General features: G+C 63.7%; 17 protein-coding genes. 3 read left to right on the forward strand and 14 right to left on the reverse strand.

The genetic code is table 11. The annotated features are described in order from the left end of the window. Positions 1 to 81: 81 nt before the first annotated feature. The gene (locus GJR96_RS06260; RefSeq protein WP_151162150.1) at positions 82 to 1,425 is read left to right on the forward strand and encodes a M28 family metallopeptidase; all 1,344 of its coding nucleotides are present in this window, start codon (positions 82 to 84) and stop codon (positions 1,423 to 1,425) included. A gap of 7 nt (positions 1,426 to 1,432) precedes the next feature. Here GJR96_RS06260 and GJR96_RS06265 read toward each other — a convergent pair whose 3' ends face one another. From GJR96_RS06265 to GJR96_RS06315, 11 genes are all read right to left on the reverse strand, one after another. Next, positions 1,433 to 1,756: a hypothetical protein gene (locus tag GJR96_RS06265; RefSeq protein WP_151162151.1), complete on the reverse strand. Its 324-nt coding sequence runs from the start codon at positions 1,754 to 1,756 to the stop codon at positions 1,433 to 1,435. 74 nt (positions 1,757 to 1,830) lie between these two features. Continuing rightward, a complete protein-coding gene (locus GJR96_RS06270) occupies positions 1,831 to 2,109 on the reverse strand; it encodes an amphi-Trp domain-containing protein (protein ID WP_151162152.1) in 279 nt (92 codons plus the stop codon). A 93-nt stretch (positions 2,110 to 2,202) separates the two neighbouring features. After that, positions 2,203 to 2,850: an HAD family hydrolase gene (locus GJR96_RS06275; RefSeq protein ID WP_151162153.1), complete on the reverse strand. Its 648-nt coding sequence runs from the start codon at positions 2,848 to 2,850 to the stop codon at positions 2,203 to 2,205. A gap of 129 nt (positions 2,851 to 2,979) precedes the next feature. Beyond that, positions 2,980 to 3,792: a tRNA pseudouridine(38-40) synthase TruA gene (gene truA / locus GJR96_RS06280; protein WP_151162154.1), complete on the reverse strand. Its 813-nt coding sequence runs from the start codon at positions 3,790 to 3,792 to the stop codon at positions 2,980 to 2,982. 75 nt (positions 3,793 to 3,867) lie between these two features. After that, positions 3,868 to 4,314, reverse strand: a complete 447-nt coding sequence (locus GJR96_RS06285; RefSeq protein ID WP_151162155.1) for a universal stress protein — start codon at positions 4,312 to 4,314, stop codon at positions 3,868 to 3,870. 124 nt (positions 4,315 to 4,438) lie between these two features. Next, the gene (gene hisS / locus GJR96_RS06290) at positions 4,439 to 5,731 is read right to left on the reverse strand and encodes a histidine--tRNA ligase (RefSeq protein ID WP_151162156.1); all 1,293 of its coding nucleotides are present in this window, start codon (positions 5,729 to 5,731) and stop codon (positions 4,439 to 4,441) included. Between the two features lie 72 nt (positions 5,732 to 5,803). After that, positions 5,804 to 6,709 (reverse strand): DMT family transporter, encoded by a 906-nt coding sequence (locus tag GJR96_RS06295; RefSeq protein WP_151162157.1) that lies wholly within the window; start codon positions 6,707 to 6,709, stop codon positions 5,804 to 5,806. 76 nt (positions 6,710 to 6,785) lie between these two features. Next, positions 6,786 to 7,376, reverse strand: coding sequence for a DUF7411 family protein (locus GJR96_RS06300; RefSeq protein WP_151162158.1), 591 nt, complete (start codon positions 7,374 to 7,376; stop codon positions 6,786 to 6,788). 4 nt (positions 7,377 to 7,380) lie between these two features. After that, positions 7,381 to 7,740, reverse strand: coding sequence for a DNA-binding protein (locus tag GJR96_RS06305; RefSeq protein WP_151162159.1), 360 nt, complete (start codon positions 7,738 to 7,740; stop codon positions 7,381 to 7,383). A 104-nt stretch (positions 7,741 to 7,844) separates the two neighbouring features. After that, complete coding sequence (locus GJR96_RS06310; RefSeq protein WP_058570889.1) at positions 7,845 to 8,300, reverse strand: 30S ribosomal protein S19e; 456 nt, start codon at positions 8,298 to 8,300, stop codon at positions 7,845 to 7,847. Positions 8,301 to 8,416: 116 nt separating this feature from the next. Further along, entirely contained in the window at positions 8,417 to 9,445 is a 1,029-nt protein-coding gene (locus GJR96_RS06315; protein ID WP_151162160.1) for a lysylphosphatidylglycerol synthase transmembrane domain-containing protein, read from the reverse strand. A gap of 180 nt (positions 9,446 to 9,625) precedes the next feature. Between GJR96_RS06315 and thiL the strand changes: the two genes are divergently transcribed. Next, entirely contained in the window at positions 9,626 to 10,507 is an 882-nt protein-coding gene (gene thiL / locus GJR96_RS06320; protein WP_151162161.1) for a thiamine-phosphate kinase, read from the forward strand. Between the two features lie 107 nt (positions 10,508 to 10,614). Then, positions 10,615 to 11,460, forward strand: coding sequence for a CPBP family glutamic-type intramembrane protease (locus GJR96_RS06325; protein WP_151162162.1), 846 nt, complete (start codon positions 10,615 to 10,617; stop codon positions 11,458 to 11,460). A 64-nt stretch (positions 11,461 to 11,524) separates the two neighbouring features. Here the strand turns inward: GJR96_RS06325 and GJR96_RS06330 are convergent, their stop codons facing one another. From GJR96_RS06330 to GJR96_RS06340, 3 genes are all read right to left on the reverse strand, one after another. Beyond that, on the reverse strand, positions 11,525 to 12,664 hold the full coding sequence (locus tag GJR96_RS06330) for a site-2 protease family protein (RefSeq protein ID WP_151162163.1): 1,140 nt from the start codon (positions 12,662 to 12,664) through the stop codon (positions 11,525 to 11,527). 331 nt (positions 12,665 to 12,995) lie between these two features. After that, the gene (locus tag GJR96_RS06335) at positions 12,996 to 13,241 is read right to left on the reverse strand and encodes a DUF7123 family protein (RefSeq protein WP_058570893.1); all 246 of its coding nucleotides are present in this window, start codon (positions 13,239 to 13,241) and stop codon (positions 12,996 to 12,998) included. Positions 13,242 to 13,548: 307 nt separating this feature from the next. Continuing rightward, positions 13,549 to 14,334, reverse strand: a complete 786-nt coding sequence (locus tag GJR96_RS06340) for a molybdopterin synthase (protein ID WP_151162164.1) — start codon at positions 14,332 to 14,334, stop codon at positions 13,549 to 13,551. Positions 14,335 to 14,347: the final 13 nt, after the last annotated feature.

Genomic DNA, 14,347 nt, shown 5'->3' on the forward strand with positions numbered 1-14,347 from the left:
AGAAGTTAGGGATAAATTTTTTATCCGAGTTGTCGGCACCTTCGGCACAAGCCACTTGACGTGAGGGAGAGTGGACGGTGCATGGACGACCTCTCTCCTCCCGCCCGTGCGGCGTTCGCTCGAACGTGGACCGATGGCCGCCCGTGGGAGTTCCTCACTCGACTGACCGCACTCGGCGACCGAATGGCGGGTGGACAGGGGGACGCCCGCGCGGGCGACATCGTCGCCGACGCCTTCGCCGACGCCGGCGTCGAACGCGTCGCGTTCGACCCGTTCGAGATGGCTCACTGGACGCGCGGTGAGACGACGCTCGAACTCACAGCACCCGACGAACGGTCCTTCGAGACGATTGCACTCCCGTACTCCCCGCCTGCCGACGTGTCGGGACCACTCGTGGACGTCGGCTACGGGACACCCGCCGAAATCGACGACCACGACGTAGACGGTGCAATCGTCGTCGCGAGTACGACGACACCTCCCGGCGGTCGGTTCGTCCACCGCATGGAGAAGTTCAACTACGCAATCGACTCGGGTGCGGTGGCGTTCGTCTTCGTCAACCACGTCCCGGGGCAACTCCCACCGACGGGTGCACTTCGCTACGACGAGGAGGCACTCGCACCCGCGGTGGGGGTGAGCAACGAGACGGGGTCGTGGCTGCGTGACTACGCGAACCGAGGTGGACAGGCCCGTCTCACGGTCGATGCCGACACCGAACCGGGCGAGAGTCGAAACGTCGTCGGTCACCTCGGCCCGGACACGGACCGCGAACTCGTCTTCTGTGCGCACTACGACGCCCACGATATCGCCGAAGGTGCGCTGGACAACGGATGCGGCATCGCTACCGTCGTCACCGCCGCACGAATCCTCGCCGAGATGGACCTCGCACTCGGTGTCCGCGTCGTTGGCGTCGGTGCCGAAGAACTCGGGTTGACCGGCGCGGAACACCTCGTCGAGACGCTCGACCTCGACCGTGTCGCCGCCGTGGTGAACGTCGACGGCGCGGGACGATTTCGGGACCTCGTGGCGATGACGCACGCCTCAGAGGCGACGGCCGAGGTAGCGACCCGCGTCGCCGACGAGACGCGCCACCCGATTCGTGTCGAACCCGAACCACACCCGTTCAGCGACCAGTGGCCGTTCGTCCGCGTCGGGATTCCGGCGGTCCAACTCCACAGCGACAGCGGTGAACGCGGGCGCGGATGGGGTCACACCCACGCGGACACGCGCGACAAAGTAGACGACCGGAACATCCGCGAACACGCGATGTTGACCGCGCTTCTCGTGCGAGAACTCGCGGCCGATGCGGCCGACGGAACAGTCCCGCGACTCGACGACGACGAACTCGCCGCCGCCTTCCGACGGGAGAACTTCGAGACGGGGATGAAGGCGGCGGGTATCTGGCCCGACGGGTGGAACGAGGGCTGATTACAGGTCAGGAACCACCTGTGGAGTCGCTGTCGTCCCCTTCTGTGTCTGTGTTCCTGCGGTCGGTCCCCGCCTGCTGACGTGTCTCGTCGACGGTCACGACCGACTGTTCGAGTGCGCTCTTCGTCCCCGCCTCGACGACCATTCCGGCACCGACGACGACGTAGAACATCCCGTAGACGAACGTCGGCACCGCCACGAGCAAGTAGAGAGCGAGGCCGAAGATGCCCGTCGTACTCGCGAGAAAGCCACCGACTGCGTTTCCGATTCCGACGACGAAGAGGCCGAAGACGATTCGGAGGGTTGCGTCCCACGCGGTAGACCGGTCCATAGCGACCCGTGGGAAAGCGGAGTAATGTGTCTATCGCCCGACTCTTTACTGCAGTCGTGGGACCTGTCGAGTTGTCAGCCTTCGACGTTCAACGCGCCTTCGTCGGCAGTCTCGGCCGCAGTCCACCACACCAACTCGAACTCGATGCTCTGTTTCGCCTCTGTGTCTCCGTGCGACCAGTCGGACTCGCCTTCGAGTTTGAACGTCACGGGGTCTGTCGGCGTCAACGACACCTGTTGACCACCGAGTTCTAGCGTCACCGCACCGTCACCATCGAGTTGGTCGGCGAGTTCTCGGAGATACGATGCAATCTCTGTACGCGTCATCTCGGCTTCAGTCTCTAGTTCTCCCATACGGAGACGACGCTGCCCACGCGAATAAGTGTCAGTTCAACATCTCTTATAGGTCATCCTTCGGTCACGTTTCGACGTCGGTGTCTGCGCGACTCAGCACACTGCGAGTAACTCGTCGAGTGAGTCGAGTTCGTACGTCGGTTCGGCCGCGAGGGCGTACCCGTCCCTGTGTGGGCGACGGACGAACGCCGAGTCGATGCCAGCGCGATTCGCGGCCACCACGTCGACGTTGCTGTCGCCGACGTAGAGTGCCTTCTCGACGTCGAGTCGGTCCATCGCTCGCTCGATGTAGTGTGGATCCGGTTTCTTCACGCGTGCACCCTCGACTGTCGGGTCGCGCCCGTAGGCAACCTCGAAGTGGTCGGTCATGTCGTACACGTTGAGGATGTGTTCGATGGTCGCGTGCTGATTGTTGCTCACGATGCCGAGTGGGTGGTCGAGTTCGTCGAGTGTCTGCACGTCGTCGTACAGCGGTTTCGTCCCATTCTCCAGACACTCCAGTTGGACTTCGGCGGCGTGGGTCTCGTGGCGTGGCCAGAACTCGTCGACCGAGACTTCGTGGACCGAACAGATGCGTCGCAGGCGCGTGAGGCCGCCGTGAATGACGCCGTCGATTGCTTCGGTCGTCGGGTCGACGTCGAACTCGGCGAACGCTCGTCGGACCGCCTCACGCTGCACTTCGAGCAACGTGGGTTCCGTCAGTACGCCGTCGTTGTCGAAGATGACAGCGTCGTACGTCATACCAGAGCGTTCAGACGCCGAGAACGATAGGCTTGCTATGAGCGAAACCAACCCCTCTGGAGAGCTATTGACCCGTTTCCGGCCGAACCCACGGCAGCGACGCCTCGCTCCCCGGTCCCGAACATCTCGCTACTCGGCCCCGATTCCATCACGGATACGCGACCCGACGCGCCACCCGATACGGTCTTCGAGTGCTCGCTCGCCGAACGCGTCGACGGCACTCTCGGCCGCGTCGGGGTCGGCTTCGAACGCGACGCCGGGATAGTCGACTGCCGTGAGGACGAGTGGTGTGGGTGGGGCGGGCGGGATGCCGTCGGGACCTTTCAGGTGCGCCGGGCCGAGGACGTCGTCAATCTTCGACATTGGGGCCGCTCCCGACGCCACGATGTGGAGGAGCGAGACGAACCGGCGGACGAACTCGCGGGCGAACCCCCCTGCTTCGACGCGGACGACGAGGAAGTCGCCGTCTCTGGTCAGGTCGCCATCTATCGTTCTAACGGTGCCGTGGGAGTCGGGTGTGAGGTTGTGAAAGTCGTGTTCGCCGCGGAGGGCGTCGAACGCGTCTGTCGCTCGCCCGTCGTCGAACGACTCGGCCGGTGCGTGAAGGTCGTAGACGTACTCCCGCCTGTTCGGGCGGTGCCTGGCGTGAAAGTCGCCCGGAACGTCCGCGGCGGCCCACGCTCTGACCGTCCCCGGCAGTTCGGAGTTCAACGCGCGCGGCGTACACCAGTCGGGGCACTCGAACGCGACGGTCTGCGCGAGCGCCGAGACACCTGCGTCTGTTCGCCCCGCGGCGGCGTACCCTGTGGGCACGGCGTCTCCCTCACAGACCCCGAGCGAACGGCAAGCGTCGAGAATCGCGTCTTCGACGGTTGGCACGTCCGGTTGCCGCTGAAACCCGTAGTACGGGCGGCCATCGTAGGCGATACGGAACGCGCGCATGTCTGGGCGTTTCCCCTGACTGTACTTAACGGTCTATCTCTGGGGCGACGTGACTGCGTTCGAAAAATGGGTCGGTTATTCGGACTCCATCGGCGAGTCTTCGCCTCGGATGGTGAGTATCGGGGTATCAGACATCCGCAGGACGCGTTCGGTGACGCTCCCGATGAGGTAACGCTCCAGTCCACGTCGACCGTGCGTGCCCATCACGATGAGGTCCACGTCGTGTTCGTCGGCGTACCGAAGGATGCCGCGATGCGGCGACCCGTGTTCGACTGCCGTGACGACTTCGACGCCCGCCTCTTCACCGGCCTCGGTGGCCTTCGAGACGATTCGGTCGCCCTCTTTTTCGTAGGCGCGCACGAGGCCACCGGCGTCGAGTTGTGTCGCGTGGAGGACGCGTTCGTCGACGATGTAGAGTGCGTGAACCGTCGCGTCGACGGCCTGTGCGAGGTCGAGTGCTTCGTCGAGTGCAGCGTCACTGGGACCACTTCCGTCCAGCGGGACGAGGATAGTGTCGTACATGTCAGTCGTCGATACGCTGGCGAGAGAGAAAAGCGCGTTCGCGACTACCACGCGGCGAGAATCGTGCGCACAGGATGGGTCGAGGGACCACCGAACGAAGGCCGCCGACCCGACTCCCGGTGGCCTATTCGTAGTCTTCGTAGGTGGGTTCGCCGCGGTCACCCGGGAAGTCGTCGACGGGTGCGGTCGTCTGGTCGCCCGATTCCATGTCCTTGATGGTCACTTCGCCGTTCTCTAAGTCGCGTTCGCCGACGATGACGACACTGGCGGCGTTGATGGAGTCGGCGTAGGACATCTGCGCGCCGAAACTCCGACCCGACACGTCCACTTCGACGACGTTGCCCGACGCCCGGAGGTCACGGGCGATACGAGAGGCGACGTCGCGGGTGTCGCCGACGGTGAGGACGTAGTAGTCCGTGCTGAGTTCTTCTTCCCAGACACCGGCGCGTTGGCAGAGGAGTTGGAGCGGTGCAGCGCCGATGCCGACACCGACAGCAGGTGTCGGTTGGCCGCCGAAGGACTCGATGAGGTCGTCGTATCGGCCGCCGCCGAAGGCCGCGCGGGAGACTTCGCCCGTCGAGTCGAAACACTCGAAGACGACGCCGGTGTAGTAGTCGAGGCCACGGGCGGTGGTCAACGACACGTGACAGACGTCGCCGGCACCGAAGTCCTCGGCCGCCGCGAGGACGTTCTGGAGGTTTTCGACCGCCGCCTCGACGTTCTCGCCGCCGAATTCGGCGATTTCGTCGAGGTCACCACGCTCGATGAGCGTGGCGAACTCGTCGGCCTGGTCGTACGAGAGACCCGCGTCGGTGAGCAGTCCGAGGTACTCTTCGCGTTCGACCTTCTCGGACTTGTCGACGGCGCGGATGGCGTCTCGAAGGTCCACGTCGGCGTCGAACGAGCGCAGGAGACCACCGAGGATGTCGCGGTGGGAGACGCGGAACTCGAAATCGTCGGCCGTGAGGCCGAGGTCGAAGAGGGCGTCGGCCGCGAACGCAAGAATCTCGGCGTCGGCCTCCGGTTCGGTCGACCCGAAGATGTCGGCGTTCGTCTGATAGAACTCGCGGAACCGGCCCTGTTGGACCTGCTCGTACCGCCAGAACGGACGGGTCGAGACCCACTTGATGGGCTTCGACAGTTCCTGCTGCTTCGCGACGACCATCCGGGCGACAGTCGGCGTCAACTCCGGGGTGAGAGAGATTTCGCGCCCGCCCTTGTCCTCGAAGGCGTACAACTCGTCGACGATTTCCTCGCCGGACTTGTCGACGTACATCTGCGTCCGTTCGAGGTGCGGCGTCCCGATTTCGCGGAACCCGTACCGGGCCGCGGTGGTCTCGACGGTGTCGAAGACCGCTCGTCGGGCCGACATCTCTTCGGGATAGAAATCACGAAATCCCTTGAGTCGCTCGTACATGGACAGTGGTTGGCGAAGGCCGCGCTTGAAACCTGTTGTTCGGGCGCGCGGACCCCGTGTGGCCTCTTCGGGCTACCTGACGGCAGCGACGAGCATCCCCACGTCGCCGATGGCGATGAGTGCCACACCGGCGACGGCGAGGAACGCCGCGACGAGGCGGGTGCCGAACTGGGATTCGCGGAGGATGACGCCGCCGAGGATGACCGCCACGACGGCCTGCGTGTTGATGATGGGCGACCCGATACTTGCGGGAACCAGCGAGAACGCCACCGAGGTGACGTGCTCACTGCCGGCGACGAGGAGGCCGGCGGCAGCGAATCGCGGGAGTTCCTGTCGAATCGGTCGCCAGTCGCGGACGGCGAGTGGGAACAAGACGAGTGCACCGCCGACGAATAGAATCGGCACCCAGAGCGTCGTCGGGATGGCCAGTTCCTGTAACCCGACGCGCTTTCCCACGTCGCTCGCGGCGTAGCAGGCCGCACTCGCCAGTGCGAACTGCGCTGGCCGAGAGGTTGCGGCCCGGCGAAGCGGGTCGAAGAGGCCGCCGCCTTCGTAGTTGGCGACGTACACCGCCATCGTCGCCACGGCGACGCCACCGAGTTGAAGCGCAGTCAGATGCTCCGACAACAGGAGAATCTCGATAGGCAAGACGAACACCGGGACGAGTTTGTTTATGGGTGCGACGTAGGACACGTCACCGCCGTCGAGCGCGTAGATGAACAAGACGAACCCGAGGCCGATGAACACGATTGTCGCGGCAACGACGGCGATACCGGACACTCCGAGCGTCGCGAGGGAGGGAACCGAATCGGGGTCGAGTCTCGTCGCCGTGACCGGTGCGTACCAGAGGAGGGCGAACGCGTTCACCGCGACGGCGATTTGCGCACCCGAGTACGCACTGAAGAACCGCTTGAGGACGAAGATGTAGACGCCCCAGCCGAGGGCGGCGAGGACGGCGTAGAAGATACCGGGGTCCATGATTTACTCGGTGACGGGTACCGTGAAAAGCGACGCGATACCGATGTGAGCGGAGCGTCTCCCCGACAGCGACCGACTATCGGCGTCCGTGGACGTAACTCTGGACGTGGGCGGGGAACACTTCTTCGACGGCGTCGGGCCCGTGTTCTGTTGCGATGAGGGTTCGGAGTTCGCCTTCGTAGTCGGCCTTGGGTATCTCTTCGGACGGTCCGGTCTCGACGTGGAGGTGGGATTCCACGAGGCGGTCGACCGCACTGCGTCCGAATCCCGACAGGGGAGAGAGGTAATCGACGCCGTGGCGGTCTTCGAGGCTCTGTGCCTGCGCCCGCGAGATGGACGGGACTCGGTCGTCTCGGCGTGTTCCGTCGGCGACGGCGTCGAATCCCATCCCACACACGGATTCGAGAGCGTGCTCGTGGACCTGCTGGATGCCGTTTCGTGGGTAGCCATCTTCGACCATGCGCGTCGCGGCGCTCTCGGCCACGTCGTGGTCCAGTTCGAGCGTCTCGAACTCGTAGCCGAGTTCGAGCGCGGCGTCTCTGGCGTGTTTCCAGTCGTCGGTGACGTCGAAGTGTGCGGTCACGAGCGTCACGTCGTAGAACGTATCGAGAAGCAGTGCGGCGAGCGAAGAGTCCTTGCCGCCGCTGTAGAGGAGCGCGAGGTCCACGTGCTTACCGACGGCGGATGTTGAAGCTCTTGGACTCCGGTTGGAGTTCCTTCAGTAGCGCTTTCATCTTCTCGTCGTCGATGCGGCCCTGAATGCGGCCGCTCTGAGCGAGTGCGACGATTTGGCGTTCGACCTGGTCGGCGAAGTCCGGCTTGGACATCTGGACTGCGTTGAGGCGCTGGCGGGCCTCGTCGGTCAGATACTGTTTGAGCAGGGCCTGCTTCTGCTGTTCGGCACGCTGCTGTGCCGCCTCTTCTGCCTGCTGTTGCTCCGCGGAACCGCCTTGCCCGGCCTGTTCCTGGAGTTCCTGCATCTTCTTGCGTCGAAGCTCCTCCAGTCGCTCGTCGTCTGGGCTGCCACTCATATCCTAGGGCACGGTCTGATGTCTGAAAACCATTACGGACCCGTATAACGACCGCTCTCCGTGGGGTTCACGGTCGAAGAAGAACTCTCGGTGTGTCGAAACGTCTACGCGTAGCGTTCGAGTTCCGGACGGTCGAGGTCCGCGAGAACGTCGGAAGCAGCGTTGTCGAGGAAGCTCGTTCCCTCGGCAGTGATGCGGCGGCCTTCACCCTTGGCGGTCTCGACGAGACCCTCGTCTTCGAGTTGCTGGAGGAGCTTGCGAATGATCTTCTTGCTCCCGGTGTCGCTGTGTGCGCCCGCGACGCTGTAGCGGTTGGAGCCACGCTTGAGGCCACCGTACTCAGTAGCGAGACGGTCGACACCGACTGGGCCGTTCATCGCGACCTTGCGGAGCAGGCTCGCGCCGCGGATGAACCAGAAGTTGTCCTGCTGTGGGGGCAGTTCACGGGTCTGGCCGGTCTTAGCGAAGGCCATCCAGTCGGGTTGCTCGATACGGTCCTCGAGTCGTCCGGCGACCTCTTCGATGAGGGCGTCCGCCGGGACGTCATAGATGGTTACCATGGCTATTGGTTCATAATCGCGGCGTTTAAAGGCATCGTATTCGCCCGATACGGGCAGTTGGAGGCTCCTGCGCCCCGCCCGGCGTGTGTCGGAGACACACCCTGAGACGCGGGTGTTTAGGCTCGCCATCCACGGGCGCTCTCGAGGCCCATCACGAGACCACCGAGGAGTGTCGGCACCCAGTAGACGAACCCGCGGAAGAGGACGACGCCGGCAGTCGCCACGTCGAATCCGACGGCGGGACTGGCCGCCGCGACGAGGATGGCGAGCGTCCACTCGATGCCACCTGCACCGCCCGGAAGCGGTGTCACACCAGCAATCGCGCCGATGGGAACGACGAACAACGCGATGGAGAACGCGATTGGTGCGCCGATGGCGTGGAACGCAGTCCAGAGGCCAATCATCTGACAGAGCCACCCGAACCCAGAGAGGCCCAGCGCAACCGCCAGCCCACGCGGGTTTCGACCCACACGCTCGATAGAGCGGAAGAAGCCGTTGATACGGCGTTCGACGCCGTCCGTGGACGGAACCGAGATGCGCGGAATGTACCGTGCGACGGTCTGGATGACCGGTGTCAGCGCTCGAATGATTTTCTGTTCGAGTTCGTAGCGCCGTTCCCAGACGACGTAGACAGCGGTCGGAACGCCGATTGCGAGGCCGACGACGGCGATAAAGGCGATTTCGAGGTTACGTCCGAGAGTGACTTCGGTGGCGTAGTACCCCACGCCGATGAGGGCGATAGTGATAGACGGGACGAAGTTGAGTGTGTCCACGCTGGCGATTGCGGCGAGTCCCGTCTCGTACTCGGTGTCGGTACTCCGCGAGATGAGGAGGGCGGTCACAGGCTCGCCGCCGGCCTGTCCAAACGGCGTGATGTTGTTGGAGAACATCGCGCCCGTGAAGACGAGGAACGACCGCAACACGGAGATGTCGACGCCGAGGACGCCGAGGACTGTCTTTAGCGAGGTTCCCCACGCGACCAGCCAGACGAGCGTGATGGCGAAGAGGCCGACCAGGAACACGGGGCTCACCATCGTCAACCGGCTGACGAGTTCGTCCACGCCCGCAAAGTAGAACAAGACGGCGAAGACGACGAACGCGGCGGCGAACCCGAGGAGCGTCGCACGAATGTTCTCGCGGGCCATCTGCCTGAAATGTGTCTACGACGAGCATTAAGGCACCGGATTACGCGGCCGAGAACGGCCTTCGGTCCGGCGAAGTGCCGTGTTCTGGCTCGTGGTTCGACGTGGTTTGGACCTACACCGTGCCGGATTCGACCGCCGGGGATAGATGGACATTTCCGCCGGGAGAGACACGTCGAACGTATGGACGAGCGCACCGCCCTCCGACTGCTCGCTGCGGACCTGCCCGGCGCGGGCGACGACGCCGCCATCGTCGATGGTCTCGTCGTCACGACGGACATGCTCCACGAGGCCACGGACTTTCCCGATGGCACGACCCGCTACACTGCCGGGTGGCGGGCAGTCGGCGCATCCTTGTCAGACGTTGCTGCGATGGGGGCCACAGCGACGTGCGCAGTCGCCGTCTACGCCGCGGCCGAACTCGACGAGACGGAACTCCGTGACTTCGTGCAGGGCGCTCGTGACGTGTGTGAGGCCGTCTCCGCGGAGTACGTCGGCGGTGACCTCGACACCCACCGGGAGTTCACGACGGTCAGTACGGCTATCGGTCGCACCGACGACCCGGTTCTCCGGTCGGGTGCGCGTCCGGGTGACCTCCTCTGTGTGACGGGCGAACTCGGCCGCTCGGCCGCCGCCGTTCGTCTGTTCGACGCCGGCGAGACAGAACGCGCAAACGACCTGTTTCGGTTCACGCCGCGCGTCGCTGCCGGCGTCCGACTCGCGGCGTCGGCGACGGCGATGATGGACTCCAGCGATGGACTCGCCCGGTCTGTCCACCAACTCGCCGAGGCGAGCGAGTGCGGATTCGAACTCGACTGGGACGCGCTCCCGGTCCACGACGCCGTCGACGAAGTCGCCACCGACGCCGCCGACAGACGTGACCTCTCTGCGTACTTCGGCGAAGACTTCGAACTCGTGTTCACCATCCCCGAAGACGAACTCGCCGCCGTCCGCGACGACGTGGCCGTTCCGCTCACTGTGGTCGGACGAGTGACGGAGGATGAGACAATCGTCGCCGACGGGGAACCGCTCCCGGACCGTGGGTACACTCACGGCGGTGACTGAGTGCCGACCGCCTGTCGGTTCCAAACCGCTGTTCCCGACGTTTGACACGTTCTCGTGACGAGAGAACCACTGGGGTGTGCTATCGTAATGGCGGGGAATCTTCTAGTATGGCTTCTGAATCCACGCTTCAGCGGCAGGTGTCCCGGTTCACGCAGAGTGCCGCGTGGACACCACGAGACGCGTTGTTCGTCGCAGTGGGTGTCTACGCCCTCTGGGTTATCGCGACGTTCGTCTTCGAAGGGCGAATCCAGACGCTCTTACGGCCGGACGCGACGTTCGACAGGTTAGTGTACGCTGTCGTGGCGAACCTCCTCGTAGGAACTGTTCTTGCGATGTGGGTAGTCCGGCGCATCGTCGCAGCAGACGTGGTCGAACAGGTGCGAGCCGGCTTCCAGTCGGCCCTTCGAACTGTCGGTGGTGTCGTCGTCGCCGCCGCAGTCGGCCTGACGCTATACGTCGTACAGAACCCACCGTCTACGGACCCGATGGTCGTCGGAAACGTCTTCGCGCAGGTCCTTCCGACTTCTATCGCCGAAGTGGTCGTCTGCTGGGTACTGGTCGGCGCGACTGTCGAGGCGGTTCTCCGCGGCCGTGGGTCGAACAGGTACCTCGCAATCGGTGTCGCAATCGTGACTGCGAGCGTCCTCTTCGGTGTCTACCACGTCGCACATAGCCCACCGTTCAACACGCTCTCACAGGTCGTATTGCTCACCGTCGTCGGCGTCGTCACGAGTCTCGTGTTCTTCCTGACCCGAGACGTGTACGCGACTGTCGTCTTCCACACGATGCTGGCCCTCACCGGTGTCACGCAGTCGCTCGCGGACGCTGGACGACTCGGGACGTTTACCGACCCGGTAGTCCCACTGTTCGTCGTTGCACTCGTGGCAGTGGCCGTCCTCGTCGCGGCCGACGTTGGATTCGTTCGGCGCGCGCGGGGCGAACTGCACGCGTAACGTGCCCCGAACGCCCCAGAAAACGCCCCTCACTCACGCCGTGGACGACATCACTGCCCGCTGATTATCCCGGAATCACTTGAATCGGCACGAGCAGGAAGCACGCCGCACCGAGGGCGAACGTGAACAACCCGATAGCGATGCGACCCGCACCGAGGGGCGTCTCGTCCACTGGGTCCGCCGGTCCGTTGTAGGCGATGAACGTCGAGAGGAGGCCCCAGAAGAACCAGAGGCCGACAGACTCGTTGATGCCGAGGCCACGAACGTAGTGAAGGTAGCCCGCGATTCCGAACAGGACGAGCGGGACGGCCGCAGCGAGTGATTCCTGTCGCTCACCGAGCATCGCGCGGACCATGTGCCCCCCGTCGAGTTGGCCGACCGGGAGCAGGTTCAAGACGGTGAAGAACATCCCCACCCATCCGCCGATGACGACGGGGTGGACGACGGTTCGCGGGTCGGGGTACTCCGTCGGGCGGCCGAGGAGCGTGGCGATGGCGTCCAAGAGCGGTGGATTGTTGAAGATGATGACGTCACTCGAACTCGAAAAGGCCCACGCCGGGACCGTCATCGGTTCGAGCGAGAGGCCGACGGCGGTGACCACGATGGTCGCCGCGAGACCAGCGAGGGGGCCGGCGACACCGATATCGAACAACGCCTTTCGGTCCGGCATCTGTCCGCGCATGCGAATGATTGCACCCAGCGTCCCGAACGGGAAGATGAACGGGATGAGGTACGGGAGCGAGACGTTGACACCGTGGTACTTTCCCATGAGGTAGTGGCCCAGTTCGTGGACGGAGAGGACGCCGAGGATAGCGGCCGTGAAGGGCCACGCTTGGAGGGCGAGAAGCGGGTTGGCGGCGAGGTCAGACAGCGGAACGTAGTACCACCCAACCGCCCCGACGAACAGTGTCGAGACGATTGTCGCGACGAACAGGGCGAGGTTCTTCCACGGAACACCGTCGATGCCATTCGAGATAGGTTCGGCGACGACGACGTCGGTTCCGCCGAATCCGGTCGTCTGTGCCTGTACTTCGTACCCGGCCCGTCGGAATGCCGGCCAGACCTCCCGGACGAGCATCTGCTCCGGGACCAACGACTCACCGTAGTAGACCAGTCGCTCTCCATCGGTCCGTGTCTCGTGAACGTCGAAGACAGCACGAAGTGCCTCGACCGGCGGCCCGTCCGCCGATTCGACCTGTTCCATTACCCATCGCTAGGGGTGCAACGTGCATAAATCCCGTGACGGTATACCTCCCCGCGTGACCGGTCTCAGCAGTGCGACTGTGGGGTGTCAGGAGAAGGGAGACTGTCCGCGAGGAGGTCGTCAGGAACCACCCGGGTCGTGGGGGGTGCGCCGAGTGGTCGGGGGAACGAGGTTTGGGTGGGGTGTGTGGGTATTCGAACGGAACCGTGTGTTCTGTCGGTTGGTGTGGACTGGGCGTGAGTTCGTGGTGCGCCTTCAGGCCCGAGGTGGTCTCTATCAGGGCCGTGTGGGGGCTATTCGGGGCTTCAGGACGGTACATCCACTGTCCGAGTTAGGCAGACTCGACGCGCCACGTGGTCGCACTCGTGTACGACCACTTCTCGATGGTCAACTCCGTCGCAGAGTCGCGGAGTTTGACCATCAGCGCGCCGATCTCCTTGGGCGACAGCCCGACGTCGTCGGCGATGAACTTACTCTTGAAGTACATCTCGCCGTCTTTGGCGCGGTCAAGCAGATACTGCTTGAGGCGGTCTTCTTTGGAGCTGCCATCGGTGGAGGGGGATGCTGTAACGCTCATCTGATACACCTCACTCCACTGTATCCCCCAGAAGGTGTTATAAAGGAAGGACCGTTGAGATTAGTTCGACCGCTTTCAGCCTGAATCTACGAAAAGGGTTCATTTCACGACTCTTTTAGAATCCTTTAGATATTTTAGAAAGGAATCTGAGAGATTATTTCATTGTGCTTTTTGGTGGTTCTATATACCGAAAACACGCCTCGAATCCGGTCGAAAAACCGCCATTTCACGGCAACATCGCCCGCAAACGGTCCAAAATGTGAACACCGCGTCGCCACACGACTCACATCGGCGCTCGTCGGCGGCCTCACCGCTCGTGGACCCAGAACTGCTCGTCGACTGTCGTCTCCTTCTTGAATATCGGAACTTCGTCCTTCAACCGGTTGATGCCGTCTTCGACGGTCCTGAACGCTTCCGTCCTGTGTCCGGCGAGGACGACGACGAACACGATGTCTTGTCCGTCCTCGATGACGCCGACTCGGTGGTGCATGAGAACCCGGTAGACTCCGTCGCGTGATTCGAGTTCTTCGGAGATGGTCGCCATCGTGGACTCGGCGACGCCGTCGTACTTCTCGAATTCGAGGCTCGTGGTCGGCGCGTCGTCTTCGGACTCCTTCGCGCGGACGCGACCAGTGAACGTCGCAATGGCTCCGGCGTACTCCGCTTGCGGGTCTGTTTTGGCCTGCTCGACGAGGGCTTCGAGCGAGATGTGTGGTTCGAACGACTCGATGTCGGCTGTGAGTTTGTCGAGGTCCACTTCGTTCGTGCCGTCTGCCGACACGACCACGTTTTCGGCGTCAGTGTCGCCGAGAGAGAGTGTCGGGATGTGTGCGTCGGGGAACCCGGAGAGAAGCGCGTAATCGTATCGCGTCGAGAGTTCGTCGAGCAGGCCGTCGAGGTCACGGTCCGCTCCGACGGCAACCCACTTTCCGGCGGGTGTGAGACCGTAGGCACCGCTCACTGAGTCGGGTGCATCAGACTCGGCCGCATCGTGCGGCAGCGATTCGACGGTTGCGACGCGCCCGTCCAAGTGTGGAGCGAGTCGCTCACAGAGGACGGTCGCGCCCGGACCGACCACGCCAAGTACGTGCATACTGTGGGTCACG

Source organism: Haloferax litoreum (genome assembly GCF_009674605.1).
Lineage (GTDB): Archaea > Halobacteriota > Halobacteria > Halobacteriales > Haloferacaceae > Haloferax > Haloferax litoreum.

Excerpts from the sequence above, each read along its gene's own strand:
- GJR96_RS06260 (WP_151162150.1), top strand. The coding sequence starts at position 82 with ATGGACGACCTCTCTCCTCCCGCCCGTGCGGCGTTCGCTCGAACGTGG.
- GJR96_RS06265 (WP_151162151.1), bottom strand. The coding sequence starts at position 1,756 with ATGGACCGGTCTACCGCGTGGGACGCAACCCTCCGAATCGTCTTCGGC.
- GJR96_RS06270 (WP_151162152.1), bottom strand. The coding sequence starts at position 2,109 with ATGGGAGAACTAGAGACTGAAGCCGAGATGACGCGTACAGAGATTGCA.
- GJR96_RS06275 (WP_151162153.1), bottom strand. The coding sequence starts at position 2,850 with ATGACGTACGACGCTGTCATCTTCGACAACGACGGCGTACTGACGGAA.
- truA (WP_151162154.1), bottom strand. The coding sequence starts at position 3,792 with ATGCGCGCGTTCCGTATCGCCTACGATGGCCGCCCGTACTACGGGTTT.
- GJR96_RS06285 (WP_151162155.1), bottom strand. The coding sequence starts at position 4,314 with ATGTACGACACTATCCTCGTCCCGCTGGACGGAAGTGGTCCCAGTGAC.
- hisS (WP_151162156.1), bottom strand. The coding sequence starts at position 5,731 with ATGTACGAGCGACTCAAGGGATTTCGTGATTTCTATCCCGAAGAGATG.
- GJR96_RS06295 (WP_151162157.1), bottom strand. The coding sequence starts at position 6,709 with ATGGACCCCGGTATCTTCTACGCCGTCCTCGCCGCCCTCGGCTGGGGC.
- GJR96_RS06305 (WP_151162159.1), bottom strand. The coding sequence starts at position 7,740 with ATGAGTGGCAGCCCAGACGACGAGCGACTGGAGGAGCTTCGACGCAAG.
- GJR96_RS06310 (WP_058570889.1), bottom strand. The coding sequence starts at position 8,300 with ATGGTAACCATCTATGACGTCCCGGCGGACGCCCTCATCGAAGAGGTC.
- GJR96_RS06315 (WP_151162160.1), bottom strand. The coding sequence starts at position 9,445 with ATGGCCCGCGAGAACATTCGTGCGACGCTCCTCGGGTTCGCCGCCGCG.
- thiL (WP_151162161.1), top strand. The coding sequence starts at position 9,626 with ATGGACGAGCGCACCGCCCTCCGACTGCTCGCTGCGGACCTGCCCGGC.
- GJR96_RS06325 (WP_151162162.1), top strand. The coding sequence starts at position 10,615 with ATGGCTTCTGAATCCACGCTTCAGCGGCAGGTGTCCCGGTTCACGCAG.
- GJR96_RS06330 (WP_151162163.1), bottom strand. The coding sequence starts at position 12,664 with ATGGAACAGGTCGAATCGGCGGACGGGCCGCCGGTCGAGGCACTTCGT.
- GJR96_RS06335 (WP_058570893.1), bottom strand. The coding sequence starts at position 13,241 with ATGAGCGTTACAGCATCCCCCTCCACCGATGGCAGCTCCAAAGAAGAC.
- GJR96_RS06340 (WP_151162164.1), bottom strand. The coding sequence starts at position 14,334 with ATGCACGTACTTGGCGTGGTCGGTCCGGGCGCGACCGTCCTCTGTGAG.